This is a genomic window from Microbulbifer variabilis (genome assembly GCF_052468405.1).
The window spans coordinates 4,157,726-4,173,347 of sequence record NZ_CP174343.1 but is presented as its reverse complement, the minus strand read 5'-3'; the positions used below and the strand labels follow the sequence as shown (position 1 = coordinate 4,173,347).

16 protein-coding genes are annotated in these 15,622 nt (G+C 49.1%); 12 read left to right on the top strand and 4 right to left on the bottom strand.

All coding sequences use genetic code 11. From position 1 onward, the window contains the following. Positions 1-9: 9 nt before the first annotated feature. The 3 genes from ACJJJB_RS18945 to ACJJJB_RS18935 all read right to left on the bottom strand — a co-directional run bounded on the left by ACJJJB_RS18945 (position 10) and on the right by ACJJJB_RS18935 (position 3,190). Entirely contained in the window at positions 10-903 is an 894-nt protein-coding gene (locus ACJJJB_RS18945) for an ABC transporter ATP-binding protein (protein ID WP_445365312.1), read from the bottom strand. A gap of 353 nt (positions 904-1,256) precedes the next feature. Continuing rightward, positions 1,257-2,621 (bottom strand): TRAP transporter large permease, encoded by a 1,365-nt coding sequence (locus ACJJJB_RS18940; RefSeq protein WP_020413939.1) that lies wholly within the window; start codon positions 2,619-2,621, stop codon positions 1,257-1,259. Then, positions 2,618-3,190, bottom strand: a complete 573-nt coding sequence (locus tag ACJJJB_RS18935; RefSeq protein ID WP_445365311.1) for a TRAP transporter small permease subunit — start codon at positions 3,188-3,190, stop codon at positions 2,618-2,620. The genes ACJJJB_RS18940 and ACJJJB_RS18935 overlap by 4 nt, the downstream gene beginning before the upstream one ends. Before the next feature lie 183 nt (positions 3,191-3,373). On the opposite strand from ACJJJB_RS18935, the gene ACJJJB_RS18930 reads away from it, so the two are divergent. The 8 genes from ACJJJB_RS18930 (at position 3,374) to ACJJJB_RS18895 (ending at position 11,782) form a co-directional block, all read left to right on the top strand. Then, positions 3,374-4,426 carry a PstS family phosphate ABC transporter substrate-binding protein gene (locus ACJJJB_RS18930; RefSeq protein ID WP_020413941.1) on the top strand — a complete coding sequence of 351 codons (1,053 nt, stop codon included), beginning with the start codon at positions 3,374-3,376 and terminating at the stop codon, positions 4,424-4,426. Between the two features lie 139 nt (positions 4,427-4,565). Next, a complete protein-coding gene (gene pstC / locus ACJJJB_RS18925; RefSeq protein WP_020413942.1) occupies positions 4,566-5,945 on the top strand; it encodes a phosphate ABC transporter permease subunit PstC in 1,380 nt (459 codons plus the stop codon). Beyond that, the gene (gene pstA, locus ACJJJB_RS18920; protein WP_020413943.1) at positions 5,938-7,224 is read left to right on the top strand and encodes a phosphate ABC transporter permease PstA; all 1,287 of its coding nucleotides are present in this window, start codon (positions 5,938-5,940) and stop codon (positions 7,222-7,224) included. Before pstC ends, pstA begins: the two co-directional genes overlap by 8 nt. A gap of 33 nt (positions 7,225-7,257) precedes the next feature. Then, complete coding sequence (gene pstB / locus ACJJJB_RS18915; protein ID WP_020413944.1) at positions 7,258-8,133, top strand: phosphate ABC transporter ATP-binding protein PstB; 876 nt, start codon at positions 7,258-7,260, stop codon at positions 8,131-8,133. 25 nt (positions 8,134-8,158) lie between these two features. Then, positions 8,159-8,860: a phosphate signaling complex protein PhoU gene (gene phoU / locus ACJJJB_RS18910; RefSeq protein WP_020413945.1), complete on the top strand. Its 702-nt coding sequence runs from the start codon at positions 8,159-8,161 to the stop codon at positions 8,858-8,860. Positions 8,861-8,943: 83 nt separating this feature from the next. Continuing rightward, on the top strand, positions 8,944-9,258 hold the full coding sequence (locus tag ACJJJB_RS18905) for an antibiotic biosynthesis monooxygenase family protein (protein WP_444902439.1): 315 nt from the start codon (positions 8,944-8,946) through the stop codon (positions 9,256-9,258). A gap of 291 nt (positions 9,259-9,549) precedes the next feature. Continuing rightward, complete coding sequence (locus ACJJJB_RS18900; RefSeq protein ID WP_445365310.1) at positions 9,550-10,353, top strand: putative porin; 804 nt, start codon at positions 9,550-9,552, stop codon at positions 10,351-10,353. 583 nt (positions 10,354-10,936) lie between these two features. Continuing rightward, the gene (locus ACJJJB_RS18895) at positions 10,937-11,782 is read left to right on the top strand and encodes a putative porin (protein ID WP_445365309.1); all 846 of its coding nucleotides are present in this window, start codon (positions 10,937-10,939) and stop codon (positions 11,780-11,782) included. Between the two features lie 81 nt (positions 11,783-11,863). Here the strand turns inward: ACJJJB_RS18895 and ACJJJB_RS18890 are convergent, their stop codons facing one another. Next, on the bottom strand, positions 11,864-13,150 hold the full coding sequence (locus ACJJJB_RS18890; protein WP_445365308.1) for a M48 family metalloprotease: 1,287 nt from the start codon (positions 13,148-13,150) through the stop codon (positions 11,864-11,866). A gap of 69 nt (positions 13,151-13,219) precedes the next feature. On the opposite strand from ACJJJB_RS18890, the gene ACJJJB_RS18885 reads away from it, so the two are divergent. From ACJJJB_RS18885 to ACJJJB_RS18870, 4 genes are all read left to right on the top strand, one after another. Further along, positions 13,220-13,699, top strand: coding sequence for a DUF4265 domain-containing protein (locus ACJJJB_RS18885; RefSeq protein ID WP_020413950.1), 480 nt, complete (start codon positions 13,220-13,222; stop codon positions 13,697-13,699). 150 nt (positions 13,700-13,849) lie between these two features. Then, complete coding sequence (gene yaaA, locus ACJJJB_RS18880) at positions 13,850-14,626, top strand: peroxide stress protein YaaA (protein ID WP_445365307.1); 777 nt, start codon at positions 13,850-13,852, stop codon at positions 14,624-14,626. Beyond that, positions 14,623-15,234, top strand: a complete 612-nt coding sequence (locus ACJJJB_RS18875) for a DUF938 domain-containing protein (protein WP_282952077.1) — start codon at positions 14,623-14,625, stop codon at positions 15,232-15,234. The genes yaaA and ACJJJB_RS18875 overlap by 4 nt, the downstream gene beginning before the upstream one ends. A 2-nt stretch (positions 15,235-15,236) precedes the next feature. Next, positions 15,237-15,596, top strand: a complete 360-nt coding sequence (locus ACJJJB_RS18870) for a hypothetical protein (RefSeq protein WP_020413953.1) — start codon at positions 15,237-15,239, stop codon at positions 15,594-15,596. Positions 15,597-15,622: the final 26 nt, after the last annotated feature.

The following is a 15,622-nucleotide window of genomic DNA, read 5'->3' as shown; positions in this document are numbered from 1 at the left end:
TCCCCCGCCTCAGGCGGCGCTAGCCACTCGAGATTCTTCATCACTGAAGAGGGTGGAGAAGTAGACATCCTCCAGGTCGGGTTGCAGTTGTTCAAACCCTTCACCCGGTTGAGATTCCGCCAGTATATGTACAACATGACGGCCGGCTAATAGGCGAGTGGAAATCACATCGAATTTATTACGGCACTCTTCCAACTCTGATTTATTGACGATACGCCGCCATACGCGACCTTGCAGCTTGGAAGTCAGCTCTTCAGGTTTACCTTGTGCAACAATTTTTCCAGCTGCGAGAATGGCCATATTGGGGCACAGGTCGGCAACATCTTCCACAATGTGGGTGGAGAGTATCACTACTACATTCTCGCCAATTTCGCTGAGCAGATTATGAAAGCGATTGCGCTCCTGTGGGTCGAGTCCAGCTGTGGGTTCGTCGACAATAATCAGGCGCGGGTCGCCGATAAGGGCTTGGGCAATGCCAAAGCGCTGGCGCATACCGCCGGAGTAACCGCTCAGATTTTTCTTGCGATCACGAAATAAATTGGTTTGGTGCAATAAGTCAGCCACCAGCTCGCGGCGTTCCTTTCGATTGCTGATACCCTTAAGTACCGCCATATGATCAAGCATATCTTCGGCACTGATTCTCGGATAAACACCAAAATCCTGTGGCAGGTAACCTAAAGTACTACGGATTTTCTGCGGATTGGTGGCCACATTGATTCCATCAAAAGTGATGAATCCACTATCGGCGAATTGCAGAGTGGCGATGGTACGCATCAATGAGGACTTGCCGGCCCCATTGGGTCCGAGCAACCCGAACATTCCCTTTGGAATATCCAGATTGATGTTTTTAAGCGCGTGTACGCCATTGTCATAAGTCTTGGAAAGACTAGAGATCTTCAGCATTTTTAATTCCCTTTTAATATTTATTCATGTTCTTAATTCTTTTTAAGAATCGATAGACTGATTTCAGAGTTCTTGATTCCCTGTTTGTTATCTTTATTTGTTTCGAGTGTCGATAGGTGCGTTTCACCGTCAATATATAGACAGTTACACCAGGTTTTAAATCGTTAATGTAACAGGAGTATTTTCTGAAAAGAGGGATGACAAGGTGTAGTGAAAGTTTTAAAAGACAAATAGTTTGATGTTTCTGTAGTTAAGTGCGGAGTGTGGAATTGACGATAGAGACTGAGAAGGGGCGGCGCAATTGAGCCGGCCCCTTTTATTTTTAACAGGTGTAAAAATAGGGTATGTACCTGTTATTTTTGAATAATCCCTGGCAGCCAGGTTGCCAGAGCTGGCCAGAGCGCCAATAGACAAAGTAAAAAAATCTGGATGCCAATAAAGGGCGCAACACCACGGTATATAGCGGAAGTAGCTATTGAGCTGGGTGCGACACCGCGTAGATAAAAGAGGGCAAAACCAAACGGTGGTGTCAGGAATGAAGTTTGCAGGTTAATGGCGATCATAATGCCGAGCCAAATCGGGTCGACTCCCATTGCTAATAAAACTGGCCCTACAATAGGTACCACTACAAAGGTGATCTCGATAAAGTCGAGAATAAACCCAAGTAAGAAAATCACCAGCATTACCAATAGTGTCGCCCCTACTACGCCACCGGGCAGGCTGTGAAAAATACTGGTTACCAATTCTTCGCCGCCATAACCGCGGAAGACCAGAGAAAACAGCGAGGCTCCGATTAGGATTGCGAAGACCATCGCTGTTACTTGTAGGGTGCTTCGCCCAACCTCCCCCGCTCGTGCCCAATTCAGGGCACCACGGCTATAAGCCAACAAACCTGCGCCCAGTGCACCTACTGCAGCGGCCTCTGTGGGAGTTGCTGCACCGGTAATAATGGAGCCCAAAACCACCAACATCAGGGCAATAGGAGGAAAAAGGCTGCTAATCAACGGCCAGACTTCCAGTGCCTCCTGTTCGGTGGAGGGAGCTTTCGCCGGTTCGCGGCGGGCCATGAATAACAGGTAAATAATGTAGGCTGCTACCAGCAGTAAGCCCGGGATAATTGCCCCGATAAACAGGTCACCGACGCTGACGGGCTTGGGGTTAAAGATTCCGGCAGACAGCTGTGCCTGTTGGTAGGCATTGGAGAGAGTATCTCCCAGTAATACCAGCGCAATAGATGGAGGGATAATTTGCCCGAGGGTACCGGTGGCACAGATGGTACCGGTGGCGAGCTTGGGAGAGTAGCCCTGTTTCAGCATGGTGGGCAGGGACATCAGACCCATAGTTACTACCGTGGCACCCACTATTCCGGTGCTGGCGGCGAGCAGTGCACCAACCACTACTACAGAAATGGCCATTCCTGCCCGCGCCCCCATAAATACCTTGGTTAGGTTGACCAGTAAATCCTCGGCGATTCGGGCGCGCTCCAGTATCACACCCATCAGCACAAATAATGGCACGGCCACCAGGGTGCCATTTTGCATAATGCCGTAGAGGCGATCGGGAAAGGCGCGCAGCAATTCTGCATCAAAGACGCCGTACACAATACCCAGGCCAGCGGTGATTAGCGCTGTTCCACCAAGAGTGAAGGCTACCGGATAGCCGAACATCAACATTGCACAGACAGCGGCGAACATCAGCAGGGGGATTAACTCCATCATGCCTCAGCCTCCTCTGCCTGCCTTAGTAACCGGGGCTTGGCCGAGGCCTTGGTTGTCGGGGCTGGCGTTTCCATCAGTTGCAGGAGGGCGCGCATAAACTGGGCTGCGCCGGCCAGGGCTAGGGTAATTGCCGCAAGAGGGATCAGGCTCTTCAACAGGAATACCCCTGGCAGGCCGCCGGCATTGGCGCTGTCTTCAAGCACTGACCAGCTGTTCAGTACAAACTGCCAACTGCTAATCAGCATAAAAGTACAAATTGGTAATAAAAAGATGAGATAACCTACGGCGTTAACCCAGGCCTTGCCCCTGGTCCCCATGCGCCTATAGAGGATGTCTACCCGCACATGGGCATCAGTTTGCAGGGCGTAGGCCAGGCCGAGCATAAAGGTAGCACCGTGCAGATAGACTACGGATTCCTGTAGGGCGATAGAGCCGCTATCGAAAAGATGGCGTAGTGCCACGACACCGCTTTGCAGTAAAACCATGGCCCAGGTAAACCAGGCCAGCAGGTGACCGGTGCGACTGGACAGACTCTCCAATGCACGGGCTCCACGCAACAGAAAAGGCATGGGGGCTTCTCTCTTTACATCTTATTGTTATCTTGGTTGCACGAAGGTTACCGTTTTGGCAGTCCATGCACCAGCGAGCCATATTTTAAGCTGTCATCTTTTTGTCATCTTTTGTTCATAGAATCGTCACCCGTTGTTCCTAGCATCGCCGCGTGAAATAAAAAACACTCATCGGAGTTCCACATGAACAAGCAAATTCTGGCCACTTCCCTGGCGGCATTGACCCTCGCCACCTCTCAGGTGGCTATGGCGGCTCGCGACTACATCAGTGTTGTCGGTTCCTCTACCGTTTATCCTTTTACTACTACTGTGGCAGAGCGCTTCAGCCGCGCTACACAGTTCAAAACCCCGGTAGTTGAATCCACGGGAACTGGCGGCGGTATGAAGTTGTTCTGCCAGGGCGTTGGCGAGAGTACTGCAGATATCACCGGTGCATCCCGTCGTATCAAGCAGTCCGAGCTGGAAATGTGTAACGGCAACGGCGTTGATGTTGTGGAAGTCCAGATCGGCTACGACGGCATCGTACTCGCCAACGCAAAGAAAGCAGCTCCGTTTGAGCTATCCCGCAAGGATATTTTCCTGGCTTTGGCTAAAGAAGTACCAAACCCTAACGGTTCCGAGACCCTGGTGGCCAACCCTTACAAGACCTGGAAAGACGTAAACCCGGCTTTGCCCAATACCAAAATTGAAGTTCTGGGCCCGCCCCCCACTTCCGGTACCCGCGATGCCTTTGCCGAGCTGGCGATGGAAGGTGGCTGTAAGAAGTTTGGCTGGATCAAGGCCATGAAGAAAAAAGACAAGAGCGCTTACAAGGCGATTTGTCACAACGTGCGCGAAGATGGCGCTTATGTAGAAGCTGGTGAGAACGACAATCTGATCGTGAACAAGCTGGTTGCCAACCCGAATGCCCTGGGCATTTTCGGCTTCAGCTTCCTCGATCAGAATGCCGACAAAGTACAGGGCTCACTGATTGAAGGTCAGGCCCCGACTTTCGATTCTATTGCTGATCAGAGCTACCCGGTATCCCGCCCGCTGTTTATCTACGTGAAGAAAGCGCATGCTGACGTAGTACCGGGCATCAAGCAATTCCTGGCCGAGTTCACCAATGAGCGCACCTGGGGTGATGAAGGTTACCTGACAGACAAAGGCATGATCCCGTTGCCTCAAGAGAAGCGTCAGCAAATTGCTACTGACGTTCGCAAGCTGAATGCACTGAGCAATCTCGCTGCAAAATAACTATATCCTGGAGTAGTACAGTCAAAGGGAATTGACGGCCAAGCCCGAGAGGGCTTGGCTTTTCTTTGTCCACAGCACTGTGGAATCTGAGGGAAATGTCGGGATAATGCCGACCACCATTTTTTAGCACGGTAAATCAATGCAAACCCCCACACTGTTCGCCCTTCTGCTGCTGTTGATACTGGTGGCCTACGGTACCGGCTTTAGCCGTGCACTGAGCGCTGCACGCAGCTTAGGTGGCTTACGAAATCTGGCTTCCCTGCCTAGTTATTACGGAATATTTGCCGCGCTTTGGTGTGGCTTGCCGGCTTTGATATTACTAGGAGCCTGGCTGATTTTTGACGATGCCATTATTCGGGCTATGGTGCTGAACAGTGTCGCCGACAAACCCGAGACAATTTCAGGACAGAATCTGCTCTACGCCCAAATTCAAAATCTGGCTGCGGGTCATATGTTGGGGGAAGCCACTCCACGTTTGCAAGAAGCGGCGGATCACCTCAGCCAATTGCGCAGCAGCTCCAATAATATGCAAGCCTTTATGAGCTTGATATTGGCCGTGGGTCTTGGGGCTTTTGCTCTTTTACGTTTCTCTCCACAATTACGCGCCAGAGAAAAAGTTGAGAAGGTCTTGCGGGCTATATTGATTGCCTGTGCCTGCGCGGCCATTTTTACCACCGTGGGTATTCTATTCTCGGTGCTATTTGAATCCCTGCGCTTCTTCCAGTCGGTTCCGGTCACCGAGTTTCTGTTCGGTTTGCACTGGAGCCCGCAGATGGCCCTGCGTGCCGACCAGGTTGGTTCCAGTGGTGCCTTCGGTGCTGTGCCCCTGTTTACCGGCACCTTAATGGTTTCTGCCATCGCCATGTTTGTCGCTGTACCGATTGGTTTGATGGCGGCAATTTACCTGGCGGAATATGCCAGTAAACGTGTCCGTGCAGTGGCCAAACCTATTTTGGAGATTCTCGCCGGTGTACCTACAGTGGTATACGGCTTCTTTGCCGCCCTGACTGTTGCGCCCTTTATTCGTGACCTGGCTACCTCGGTCGGCCTGGAGGCCTCCAGTGAAAGTGCCTTGGCTGCTGGTCTGGTGATGGGCATTATGATTATCCCGTTTGTCTCCTCACTGTCGGACGACGTGATCAATGCGGTGCCGCAATCATTGCGCGATGGTGCCCTGGGCTTGGGCTCCACCCACTCTGAAACAGTGCGCAAAGTGGTCATCCCGGCGGCTTTGCCGGGAATTGTCGGCGGTGTTCTGCTGGCGGTGTCACGGGCAATTGGTGAGACCATGATCGTGGTGATGGCGGCGGGACTCGCAGCTAACTTAACCGCCAACCCGCTGGAGTCTGTGACCACTGTTACCGTTCAGATTGTGACCCTGCTGGTTGGTGACCAGGAGTTTGATAGCCCCAAAACCCTGGCGGCCTTTGCCCTGGGCTTAATGCTGTTTGTTACCACATTGGTGCTGAACTTTATCGCCCTGCACGTAGTGAAAAAATATCGGGAGCAGTATGACTAATCTGACTCAGGCGCAGGTTCGCGAGCGTATTGAGAAGCGCCTCGCCAGCCGCCATCGCAAGGAAAAGCTCTTTCGCGGATTGGGCATTGCCAGTATCGCCTTCGGGGTACTCGCAGTTGTAATTCTGTTCAGCGATATTATCAGCAAGGGTAGCGGTGCTTTTATGCAGACCGCTATCCAGCTGGAAATACACTACGACGCACAGGTACTTGACATCGACAAAGTCGATGATGAGAGCCTGGCCTGGGCCAACTTCTCCGGTGTGATTCGCCAAGCATTGCGCGAGCGCTTTCCCTCGGTGACCAGCCGTGGCGAAAAGCGCGAGCTATATACCCTGGTTTCTTCTGGCGCGCCTTTCACTCTGCGTGACCGCCTGGCTGATGACCCTGAGCTGCTTGGCAAGAGCGAGAAGGTTTGGTTCGCCGCTGATGACGATGTGGACACCTTTGTTAAGAGCCTCAAGGATTCCAAGGAGGGTTTTCGTGGTCGCACCTCTGAGCAGAAAGCCGGCTGGATTGAGCAACTGTTGGATAGTGGTGAGCTGAAAAAACGTTTCAATACCACCTTCTTTACCAATGGGGATTCCCGTGAGCCAGAGCAGGCTGGTATTCGGGCAGCGCTGATGGGGTCGCTATTTACTCTGCTGGTGACACTGGCGTTGTCCTTCCCTATCGGCGTAGCCGCCGCCATTTACCTGGAAGAATATGCACCGAAGAACCGCTGGACCGACCTAATTGAAGTGAATATTAATAACCTTGCTGCGGTACCTTCTATCGTATTTGGTTTGTTGGGGCTGGCGATTTTTATCAATTTCTTCGAGCTGCCTCGCTCGGCGCCGTTAGTCGGCGGTTTGGTGCTGACCCTGATGACACTGCCGACGATTATTATTTCCAGCCGTGCGGCATTAAAAGCGGTACCGCCTTCTATTCGTGAAGCGGCTATGGGGATGGGTGCCTCGCGTATGCAGGTGGTTTTCCACCATGTGTTGCCACTGGCAATGCCGGGTATGCTTACCGGTGCGATTATCGGCATGGCCCAGGCTCTGGGTGAAACAGCACCTCTGTTGATGATTGGTATGGTCGCCTTTATTGTCGATGTGCCCGCCGGGGTGACGGATCCAGCCACTGTGCTACCGGTACAGATCTTCCTGTGGGCCGACAGCCCTGAGCGCGCTTTTGTCGAGCGCACTTCGGCAGCAATTATGGTGCTGCTGAGCGTATTGATTGTAATGAATGCCAGCGCGGTATTACTGCGCAAGAAACTTGAGCGCCGCTGGTAACACAGCGCGGATTAACAGAAAGCGGGATTATTTATGAGTACCATGACCCTGGATGCCGCGGGGCGCACAGAGGCGGCGCAATCCGAACTGACTGGCGGGCAAATTGCAGCGAGCGCCGAAGTCCGGAAAACCGTGGGCAAGCCGTTCTGTGATACCGCCAAGTTGCGCATGCGCAATGTGAATGTATTTTACGGCGAGGCCCAGGCTATCCACTCCGTCAGCCTGGATATAGGCCGCAATCAAGTGGTGGCCATGATCGGCCCCTCCGGTTGTGGTAAGTCCACTTTCCTGCGCTGCCTCAACCGTATGAACGACACTATTGAAGGTTGTCGTGTTGAGGGAGAGTTGAGTCTGGATGGCGATCCTATTTACGGTCCCAAGGTGGATGTTGTGCCCTTGCGTGCTCGGGTGGGCATGGTATTCCAGAAGCCAAACCCTTTTCCAAAGTCCATCTATGAGAACGTGGCCTATGGTCCCAAGATCCATGGGATCGCCAGCCGCCGCGCCGATCTGGATGAAATTGTTGAGAGCAGCTTGCGCCGCGCCGGGCTATGGAATGAGGTAAAGGATCGCCTGGATAAGCCGGGTACCGGACTCTCCGGTGGCCAGCAGCAGCGCTTGTGTATTGCCCGGGCTATTGCGGTTAGCCCCGAAGTTATTCTGATGGATGAGCCCTGTTCGGCCCTGGACCCCATCGCCACCGCACGTATCGAAGAGCTGATTGATGAGCTGCGCGAGAACTACACTATCGCCATCGTTACACACTCAATGCAGCAGGCCGCTCGCGTCAGTCAGCGTACGGCCTACTTCCATCTGGGTCGACTTGTCGAAGTTAACGATACCGAAACCGTGTTCACCAACCCTGAGCACGAATTAACCGAAGCCTATATCACCGGCCGCTTCGGCTGAGTTGGCCACGCCCCGAGGGAACACTATGGAAATGCACTTCGATCAGCATATCTCCCGTCAGTTCAACGAGGACCTGGAAGGTATTAAGACCGAGATGTTGGAGATGGGCGGCATGGTTGCCCGTCAGGTCGCCGATGCTGTAGATGCCTTGTCCAATGCTGATAGTCAGCTGGCTGAGGAGGTTTTGCGTGTCGAAGAGGAGATCGACAAGAGCGAGATGGCACTCGACGAGCACGCGACTTTAATTATTGCTAAACGCCAGCCCGCCGCCTCGGATTTACGGATGGTGATGTCGGTAACTCGCATAGCTCGTGATCTGGAGCGCATCGGCGATGAGGCCTGCAAGGTTGCAAAAATGGCCATTGCCCTCACCGATGAAGGCACCTCACCCCGTGGTTATACTGAAATACGCCATATCGCCAATGCCGTGCGCAAGATGCTCAACGATGCCCTGGATGCCTACACCCGTTTTGATGTTGAGTCAGCCCTGCGCACGCTGGCGGAAGATGAGCAGGTGGATATGGATTACCGCACCGCGGTTCGCGAGTTAGTCACTTATATGATGGAAGACCCGCGTAGTATTTCGCGAGTGATCAACGTGCTTTGGGCGCTGCGTTCACTGGAGCGTATTGGCGACCATGCGAAGAATATTTGTGAGCAGGTAGTTTATTTGGTGGAAGGTGCGGATATTCGCCACGGCCATGAAAAAAATTTGCGGAAGTCTTGAACTTCCAGTCCGCTATAAAGGTCGCATTAAGCGGCCTTTTTTTATTGCAGGTTTTTCCAGCCTGGGCGTCCTGAGAGGAAGCGATGAAATATATTTTCGAAGTTCATATCAAAGAGGGATTCAGTGCTGAGGAATATGCTGAAGCCTGGGTACGAGCGTCCAGGTTAATTCAGCAATATCCCGGCGCGATGGGGACGGAACTTCACCGGAAAATTGATGATCCAAGAAAATTGCTTGCTGTTGCCACTTGGCATTGTAAGGAAGATAGGGATGCAATGCAGACGCAGCATTCTGTGGAGATCGATAAAATCATTCGCAGTGTTGCTCCCTTCGTCGAAATTCGTTCACTGGGTGAATTTGAAGACCCTCAATGGGTTGTTAATTTTGGCTTGGATTAATATTAGTGACTCCAAACTGAATGCAAGCTGAATAAAGCCAGTGGATAAGATAAAAATTAAAAAATATAAAATTATATTATTTTTTGTGATTTGTTTTTCTAGTTAATTATTACGCTGTATTACAAGCATTTTTATCTTTTTGTTCCAGTCAATTCAACCATCTGTTTTGTTCAACTTGCCGCAAAAAAATAGTTAACTGACTTTTTGTAATTTACTGTTGTTGCGAACTAAAAAACTTTTGTTACAATCCGCTGCCCAATTTGGATCCCAACGTTAACGAAGGATTTTGATATGAGATTCAAGCTCGCTGCTCTTCCCCTGATGCTTCTCGCGGCTACTACAACTGCCGAGGAGTACAATTCATTTACCAAAGCTAGTTACTCTGATATAGAGTCCGGCTCCGTTGATGCAGACCGTTTTGATTTTGGAACAACTTATTATTTTAGTGGTAAAGAAACTCTCGGCCCACTGAAAGAATTTGAATACATCAATAAGGTTAGTAACGTTTCTGCAGGATTTTCTCATTACAATATCGGAAGCTTTGACTCCGATACTTTCTCTGCAGGTGGTGAGTACTTTACATCCAGTGGCTTTGTTATTGGTGCAGGAATTATTGACCTTTGGGAAAGTAATGTAGATTATCAGTCAATTGGATATCTGTTTTCTCCCGATTTTTTGGTAACCCTGAATCATGTTGATGATGATAGCGACAATGAATTTTCATTAAATGCTCGTTACAATCATCAATTAAACTCTACCGATTATATCGGTTTTAATTTATTCGTTGATGAAGAGTTTGATACTCGCTCCTTGTCTTCCAAGTACTTCACTCACTTGGCTGGCGAACAATACCTAACCGCAGAGTTGACTTATACGAACTATGATGAAGGTGACGATTATTGGTCTTTAGGTACAGAGTACTTCTTTACTCAGCGTACCTCCATCGGTTTCTCATTCGATGAAAACGATGAGTATAAGCTGGGCATGAACCACTTCTTCAACCAAAATTTTGCTGTTGAAGCGGCTTATGTTTCCAATACTGATAGTGATTTTGACTACGATGTATACCAATTAGGGCTGACTGTGCAGCTATAATTTGGACTCATAAAAGGGCTATCTAAGATAGCCCTTTTATTTCTGGATTTATATTATTTTATCTATCCGCACTAACCCTTCTAGATTTTCGATCAACTGATAATATTCAAAATCCCTCTAAATGCTACCTTACTATCAACATGCATTATCCAGGTTAATATGAAGGTCTGCTACAAATTGCAATAAGAGTTTCGAGTAATTTATTAGTTGTATTAAGGCTCTAAATCCATAGATTTTTTGCATTCGATATTATTTTGTTGATAACAATCTTAAGTTTTAAGCTATTAAAATGAAGCTTGAATATTTCGTTATACTTGCTCAGTAATCTTATTGGCTTGCAGTATTTATCTATACCTTGAAAAGGTAATTGAATATTTTTCCCAGCTAGGGTTGCTGCATAATATTTATTTACTATCGATGGAAACTTATTTGAGTTCTAAGTGTAATTTAGCTCTTTTTGGCGCTCAAGAAAATTGATTTTATTTGATTATTGAATTTTTTACTTAAATTTGAATTTTTTCCTGGAGGAGGAGTCCTATTTGGCGCCATATATTTGAAAATAGCTAATAAGAAGGAGATTTAAATGAAACTTAGGGTTTCGGCTTTTTTACTGGTATTTTTCTCGGTTGTTGCTTCAGCTGAAGAGTACAAATCAATTACTACTGCAGGCTATTCTAATCTAGATTTTGACAGTGTAAGTGGTGATGATTTTTCTGTGGAAACAACCTATTATTTTTCTGGGAAGGATGCTCTTGGCCCGCTAAAAGAATTTGAATTTATCAATAAATCTAGCAATATATCAGCGGCATATTACCATCGAAATATTGAAGATTGGAACAATGATAACTTTGCTTTCGCTGGTGAGTATTTTGCTGAAAATGGTTTTTTAGTTAGCGCTAACTTAACAGATTTTACGGAAAATAGTTTCAATACTATAGCTTTGGGATACTTGTTTACTCCAAATTTTCTGATGAAGTTATATAATACTGAAGGCGACACTTATGTTGAGGCGCGCTACAATTATCAGCTAAATAGTACTGATTATATTGGGTTTGGATTCGTTGCTGATGAACTTTTTGATTGGCAGCTGTTTTCTTCTAAATATTTTGCAGGTTTAGGTGATAATAAATATTTAGCTGTAGATTTAAGCTACCTCAATAGAGATGGTGGAGATAATTATTGGAAAGTGGGCACGGATTACTACTTTACACAGAATACTTCATTTGGAATTGATTACGATAGAAATAATGATTACAAGTTAGGGTTTTCTCACTTTTTTAATCGTAATATAGCTGTGGACGCTTCTTATAGCACTATTTTAGAGAATGTTTTCAAGCATTCCAGTTTTGGAAATGATATCTATGCAAAGGCCTTGAATCCAGATGTGGATGTAAAGAAATTTGAACTAGGTGTGACTGTACAATTCTGAGTGAAAGAAAGTAAAAAGGGCTATATGAGATAGCCCTTTTTATAGATTTTATAGTGCCGGATATTTTAAATTACAATTAAACTATCCTCTATTTTTCAGCCCCTGCATTCTTGCCTGAGCTTTCGATGCAATTTCTCCTCCTGCTTGAGACGCAGTCTGGTAATGCTGAAAAGCAGTTTGTACATTGCCTTGCCTCTCATAGATTTCACCCAGATAGTAATGTGCGTAAGCTGTATCCAGGTAGCGAAGAGAGCGGTTTAGGTCTCTCTCAGCCGATGTATAGTCCTTAAGTTGTGCACTGACCATTCCACGTTTCAGCCAATGGGAAAATAGGGCTGGGTTTTTTTGTACAGCACGATCATAAGCTTTGTGGGCGCTGGCGTACTGTTTTTTTTGCGCAAGCAGGTCACCTTCCAGTGCGAAGAAAGCTGCTTCCTTGGGCTGTTGTTTTTGCGCTTTACGCACGAGGTTTAGGGCATTGTCATATTGCTTGTTACCTGCTGCCTTCAATGCCTCATCATAATTTTTGTAGGCATCGGCATCGCGTTTAAGCTGGCTAATCGCTTTTTGGTAGGCACCACGGTTGCTAATGCCCCCTTTTGCCAGTGATTTGCTGTGCTCAATATTTGCGTTGACACGGGATTGTGATGGGGGATGGCTGGCAAATAGTGCTTCCAGTCCGTTGGTCTGGCGCCCCTTGGAGAGCTCAACAAATTTACGCTGCAGGCGAACTGCTCCTTGGGGATCATAGCCGGCAGCAGCCATATATTTCATGCCGTATTCATCAGACTCCAGCTCATTGCCGCGACCATAGCGTGCGATATAGGCTGAGCCACCAAGCTGGCTGCCGGTAGAGATGAGGTCTGCATAGGTGGTGTCTTTTGTCGCTGCGCCCAGGACAGCAAGCCCTGCGCCCAGCACCTGTTGCTGGGACATGGCTGTAGCTGAATGCCGCGCAGCGGCGTGAACAATTTCGTGCCCTAACACAGCGGCCAACTCAGCTTCATCATCCAGCAGCACCAGCAAGCCACGGTTAATGGCGATTTTACCGCCGGGTAGGGCCCAGGCATTGGGCACGGAATTGTTGAGCACGACGAACTCATAGGGCAGTTGGGGCTGGTCCGAAACTCTAGCCAGTTTTTGTCCCACCCTGTTCACATAGTCCTGCAAGCTGGGGTCTATGGTGTATTGCCCACCTTGTTGCTGCTGGTTTTTAGGGTACTGTTGCTGCCCCAGGCTCAGTTCCTGCTGGGTTGAGATCAGGGAGAATTGTTGTTCTCCGGTTACAGGGTTGACAACGCAACCACTGAGAATTGAGGTTGTTACAAATGCCGCAGTCGCGAAGAAAGTCTGGTTGCGCGAGATCATTGCCTGCCTCCCTGTATAATGCTGAGTATTTAGCGATCACCCATTGTACACAGTCCGGGAAGAGAGGTTATGACAGCACTACAGGTAATCGAGTTGTTTGCGGGCACGAACCCTGATGGCGAGCCGGTGGTAGAACGCCTGCAGGTGCGTATTAATGAAGACAGTAGCTGTCAGCTGGTACGTTCCCCCGCTTTTATAAAGGGCATCGCCAGCGGCGATAGTATCAAGGTAGATAAAGATACCCAGCAGTTTGAGCTGGTAAAACGCTCTGGTAATTTGTCAATCCGAGTATTTTGTCGCGGTGATAGCGCAGAGCTTTCGGATAAATTAACCCCCCAATTGGAAAAACTTGGAGGCGAATTGGATCTGGAAGTTCCGCGTATGCTGGTATACAGCATTCATGTCAGCTGCGGGTTCGAAAAAATTGAAAAGATCCTGAATAGTGTCTGCGATGGGGCCAACAGTGTCTGGTATTACGGCAACGTGTATGATCCCAAGGATGGCCAGACCCCCTTGAATTGGTGGCAGGATATTCTAAAGCCAGAATAGTCACGGCCGGGGTAAATCAAGGGTAGTAGCAATATTTACTGCCGCATTATGCTAAGAGAGCCGGGCAAAATTTCAGGTATGCCCTAGATTCGCAATTGGTTTGGAACGTCGCTAACAGCGATGGTTAGGCAGAGGAAAGTAAGGTATCCGATGTTAATAGTGATTTCTCCCGCGAAAACGCTGGATTATGAGAGTGAAATTCCCGAATTGGAAACCACCCAGCCGGAGTTTCTCAAGGAGTCTGCAGCATTGATCAAAGAGCTGCGCAAACTCAGCCCGCAGCAGATTTCCAGCCTGATGAAAATTTCCGATAAGCTGGGCATCCTGAATTACGATCGGTTCCAATCCTGGAAGCGGCCTTTTACTGCTACGAATGCACGAGCGGCGCTGCTCGCTTTTAAAGGCGATGTTTATACCGGTCTTGATGCAGAGTCTATGGGCAAGCGCGATTTCAGCTATGCGCAAAAACATCTGCGTATGTTGTCGGGGCTCTACGGTATCCTGCGCCCACTGGACTTGATGCAGCCTTACCGTTTGGAGATGGGCACCAAGTTTGAGAATTCCCGTGGTAAGAACCTGTATGAATTTTGGGGAGAGAAAACCACCGGGGCTCTCAATGAGCAGTTGCATAGCCTCAGGAGCCGTGAGTTAGTTAACTTGGCCTCAAATGAGTACTTCAAGTCGATCAGGCCCAGGGCGCTCGATGCCGAAGTGATTACCCCACACTTCAAGGACCTGAAAAATGGCCAGTACAAAATGATCAGTTTCTTCGCTAAGAAGGCGCGGGGCATGATGAGTCGTTGGGCTATCGACCAGCGGGTAAAAAAGGCAGAAGAGCTGAAGGGCTTTGATGTCGGGGGGTATGAATACAGCCCTGAAATGTCCAGTGAACACGATTGGGTATTTACCCGGGACGAAGCGCAATGAGCGAGCAGGCCCTACCGGATGCTCCCTCCTGCGCGCGTAACCGTGATCCCATCCTTAAACAATTACGACGCCTGCTGGCTGATAGCCGGCAAGTGCTGGAAGTTGGAAGTGGTACCGGGCAGCATGCGGTCTACTTTGCTCCTCAGTTGCCCCAATTAACCTGGCAGACTTCTGAACGTGCGGAGATGTTACCGGGAGTTTGCGCCTGGTTGGAGAAGCAGCCCGCGCAAAACCTGCTAAAGCCTCTTGCCCTGGATGTCGATAGCGACTGGCCAGAGCTCAGTGCAGACGTGGTCTTTACCGCCAATACCCTGCATATCATGTCGAGAGAATCGGTAGAGCGCTTTTTCCACAAGCTCCCCTCGGTCTTGGAGTCCGGTGGTCAGCTGGTTGTCTACGGTCCTGTGAAAATTGATGGGGCTTTTATCGGGCCAAGCAATGCCGATTTTGATCTCTGGCTCAAGGAGCGCAACCCAGCCAGTGGTATCCGTGACCTGGAATGGTTGGATCAGCTCGCTGCAGATGCGGATATGCGGCGCGAAGAGCTAAGTTTCCTGCCAGCCAATAATCAACTGGTTGTCTGGCGTAAAAACGATAATAAGGAGTAAGTATGCCTGCGTGGTTTGAAGTAACGGTAATTGTGGCCTTTGCAATTGGCGCTGTGTATTTTTTTGCCAAGTATCGTGAGACTGCTGCTGCCCTGCACGAAAGTGAGCGTATGAAGACGCGCCTTTCTAATGACCTGAACCGCTATAAGGATGTGCCTCGCCTGCGCGCCTTGCGCGATGCTTTACTGGGCTCCCGGCCCCTGCCTACGGACGATGAGGGCAATGAGCACCTGTTGCTGCGTGATGGGGATTTGCAATTGCACCACCTGATCCTGAGCAGGGAGAGTACACCGGTTAATGATGAGGACGAGAGCACCTATACAAAAAATGGTGAAAAGGTAAGGCTGGAGGAGTTTGATTAACCCCGGCTTTATCTGGGTAAGGAGTG

Excerpts from the sequence above, each read along its gene's own strand:
- ACJJJB_RS18945 (WP_445365312.1), bottom strand. The coding sequence starts at position 903 with ATGCTGAAGATCTCTAGTCTTTCCAAGACTTATGACAATGGCGTACAC.
- ACJJJB_RS18940 (WP_020413939.1), bottom strand. The coding sequence starts at position 2,621 with ATGATGGAGTTAATCCCCCTGCTGATGTTCGCCGCTGTCTGTGCAATG.
- ACJJJB_RS18935 (WP_445365311.1), bottom strand. The coding sequence starts at position 3,190 with ATGCCTTTTCTGTTGCGTGGAGCCCGTGCATTGGAGAGTCTGTCCAGT.
- ACJJJB_RS18930 (WP_020413941.1), top strand. The coding sequence starts at position 3,374 with ATGAACAAGCAAATTCTGGCCACTTCCCTGGCGGCATTGACCCTCGCC.
- pstC (WP_020413942.1), top strand. The coding sequence starts at position 4,566 with ATGCAAACCCCCACACTGTTCGCCCTTCTGCTGCTGTTGATACTGGTG.
- pstA (WP_020413943.1), top strand. The coding sequence starts at position 5,938 with ATGACTAATCTGACTCAGGCGCAGGTTCGCGAGCGTATTGAGAAGCGC.
- pstB (WP_020413944.1), top strand. The coding sequence starts at position 7,258 with ATGAGTACCATGACCCTGGATGCCGCGGGGCGCACAGAGGCGGCGCAA.
- phoU (WP_020413945.1), top strand. The coding sequence starts at position 8,159 with ATGGAAATGCACTTCGATCAGCATATCTCCCGTCAGTTCAACGAGGAC.
- ACJJJB_RS18905 (WP_444902439.1), top strand. The coding sequence starts at position 8,944 with ATGAAATATATTTTCGAAGTTCATATCAAAGAGGGATTCAGTGCTGAG.
- ACJJJB_RS18900 (WP_445365310.1), top strand. The coding sequence starts at position 9,550 with ATGAGATTCAAGCTCGCTGCTCTTCCCCTGATGCTTCTCGCGGCTACT.
- ACJJJB_RS18895 (WP_445365309.1), top strand. The coding sequence starts at position 10,937 with ATGAAACTTAGGGTTTCGGCTTTTTTACTGGTATTTTTCTCGGTTGTT.
- ACJJJB_RS18890 (WP_445365308.1), bottom strand. The coding sequence starts at position 13,150 with ATGATCTCGCGCAACCAGACTTTCTTCGCGACTGCGGCATTTGTAACA.
- ACJJJB_RS18885 (WP_020413950.1), top strand. The coding sequence starts at position 13,220 with ATGACAGCACTACAGGTAATCGAGTTGTTTGCGGGCACGAACCCTGAT.
- yaaA (WP_445365307.1), top strand. The coding sequence starts at position 13,850 with ATGTTAATAGTGATTTCTCCCGCGAAAACGCTGGATTATGAGAGTGAA.
- ACJJJB_RS18875 (WP_282952077.1), top strand. The coding sequence starts at position 14,623 with ATGAGCGAGCAGGCCCTACCGGATGCTCCCTCCTGCGCGCGTAACCGT.
- ACJJJB_RS18870 (WP_020413953.1), top strand. The coding sequence starts at position 15,237 with ATGCCTGCGTGGTTTGAAGTAACGGTAATTGTGGCCTTTGCAATTGGC.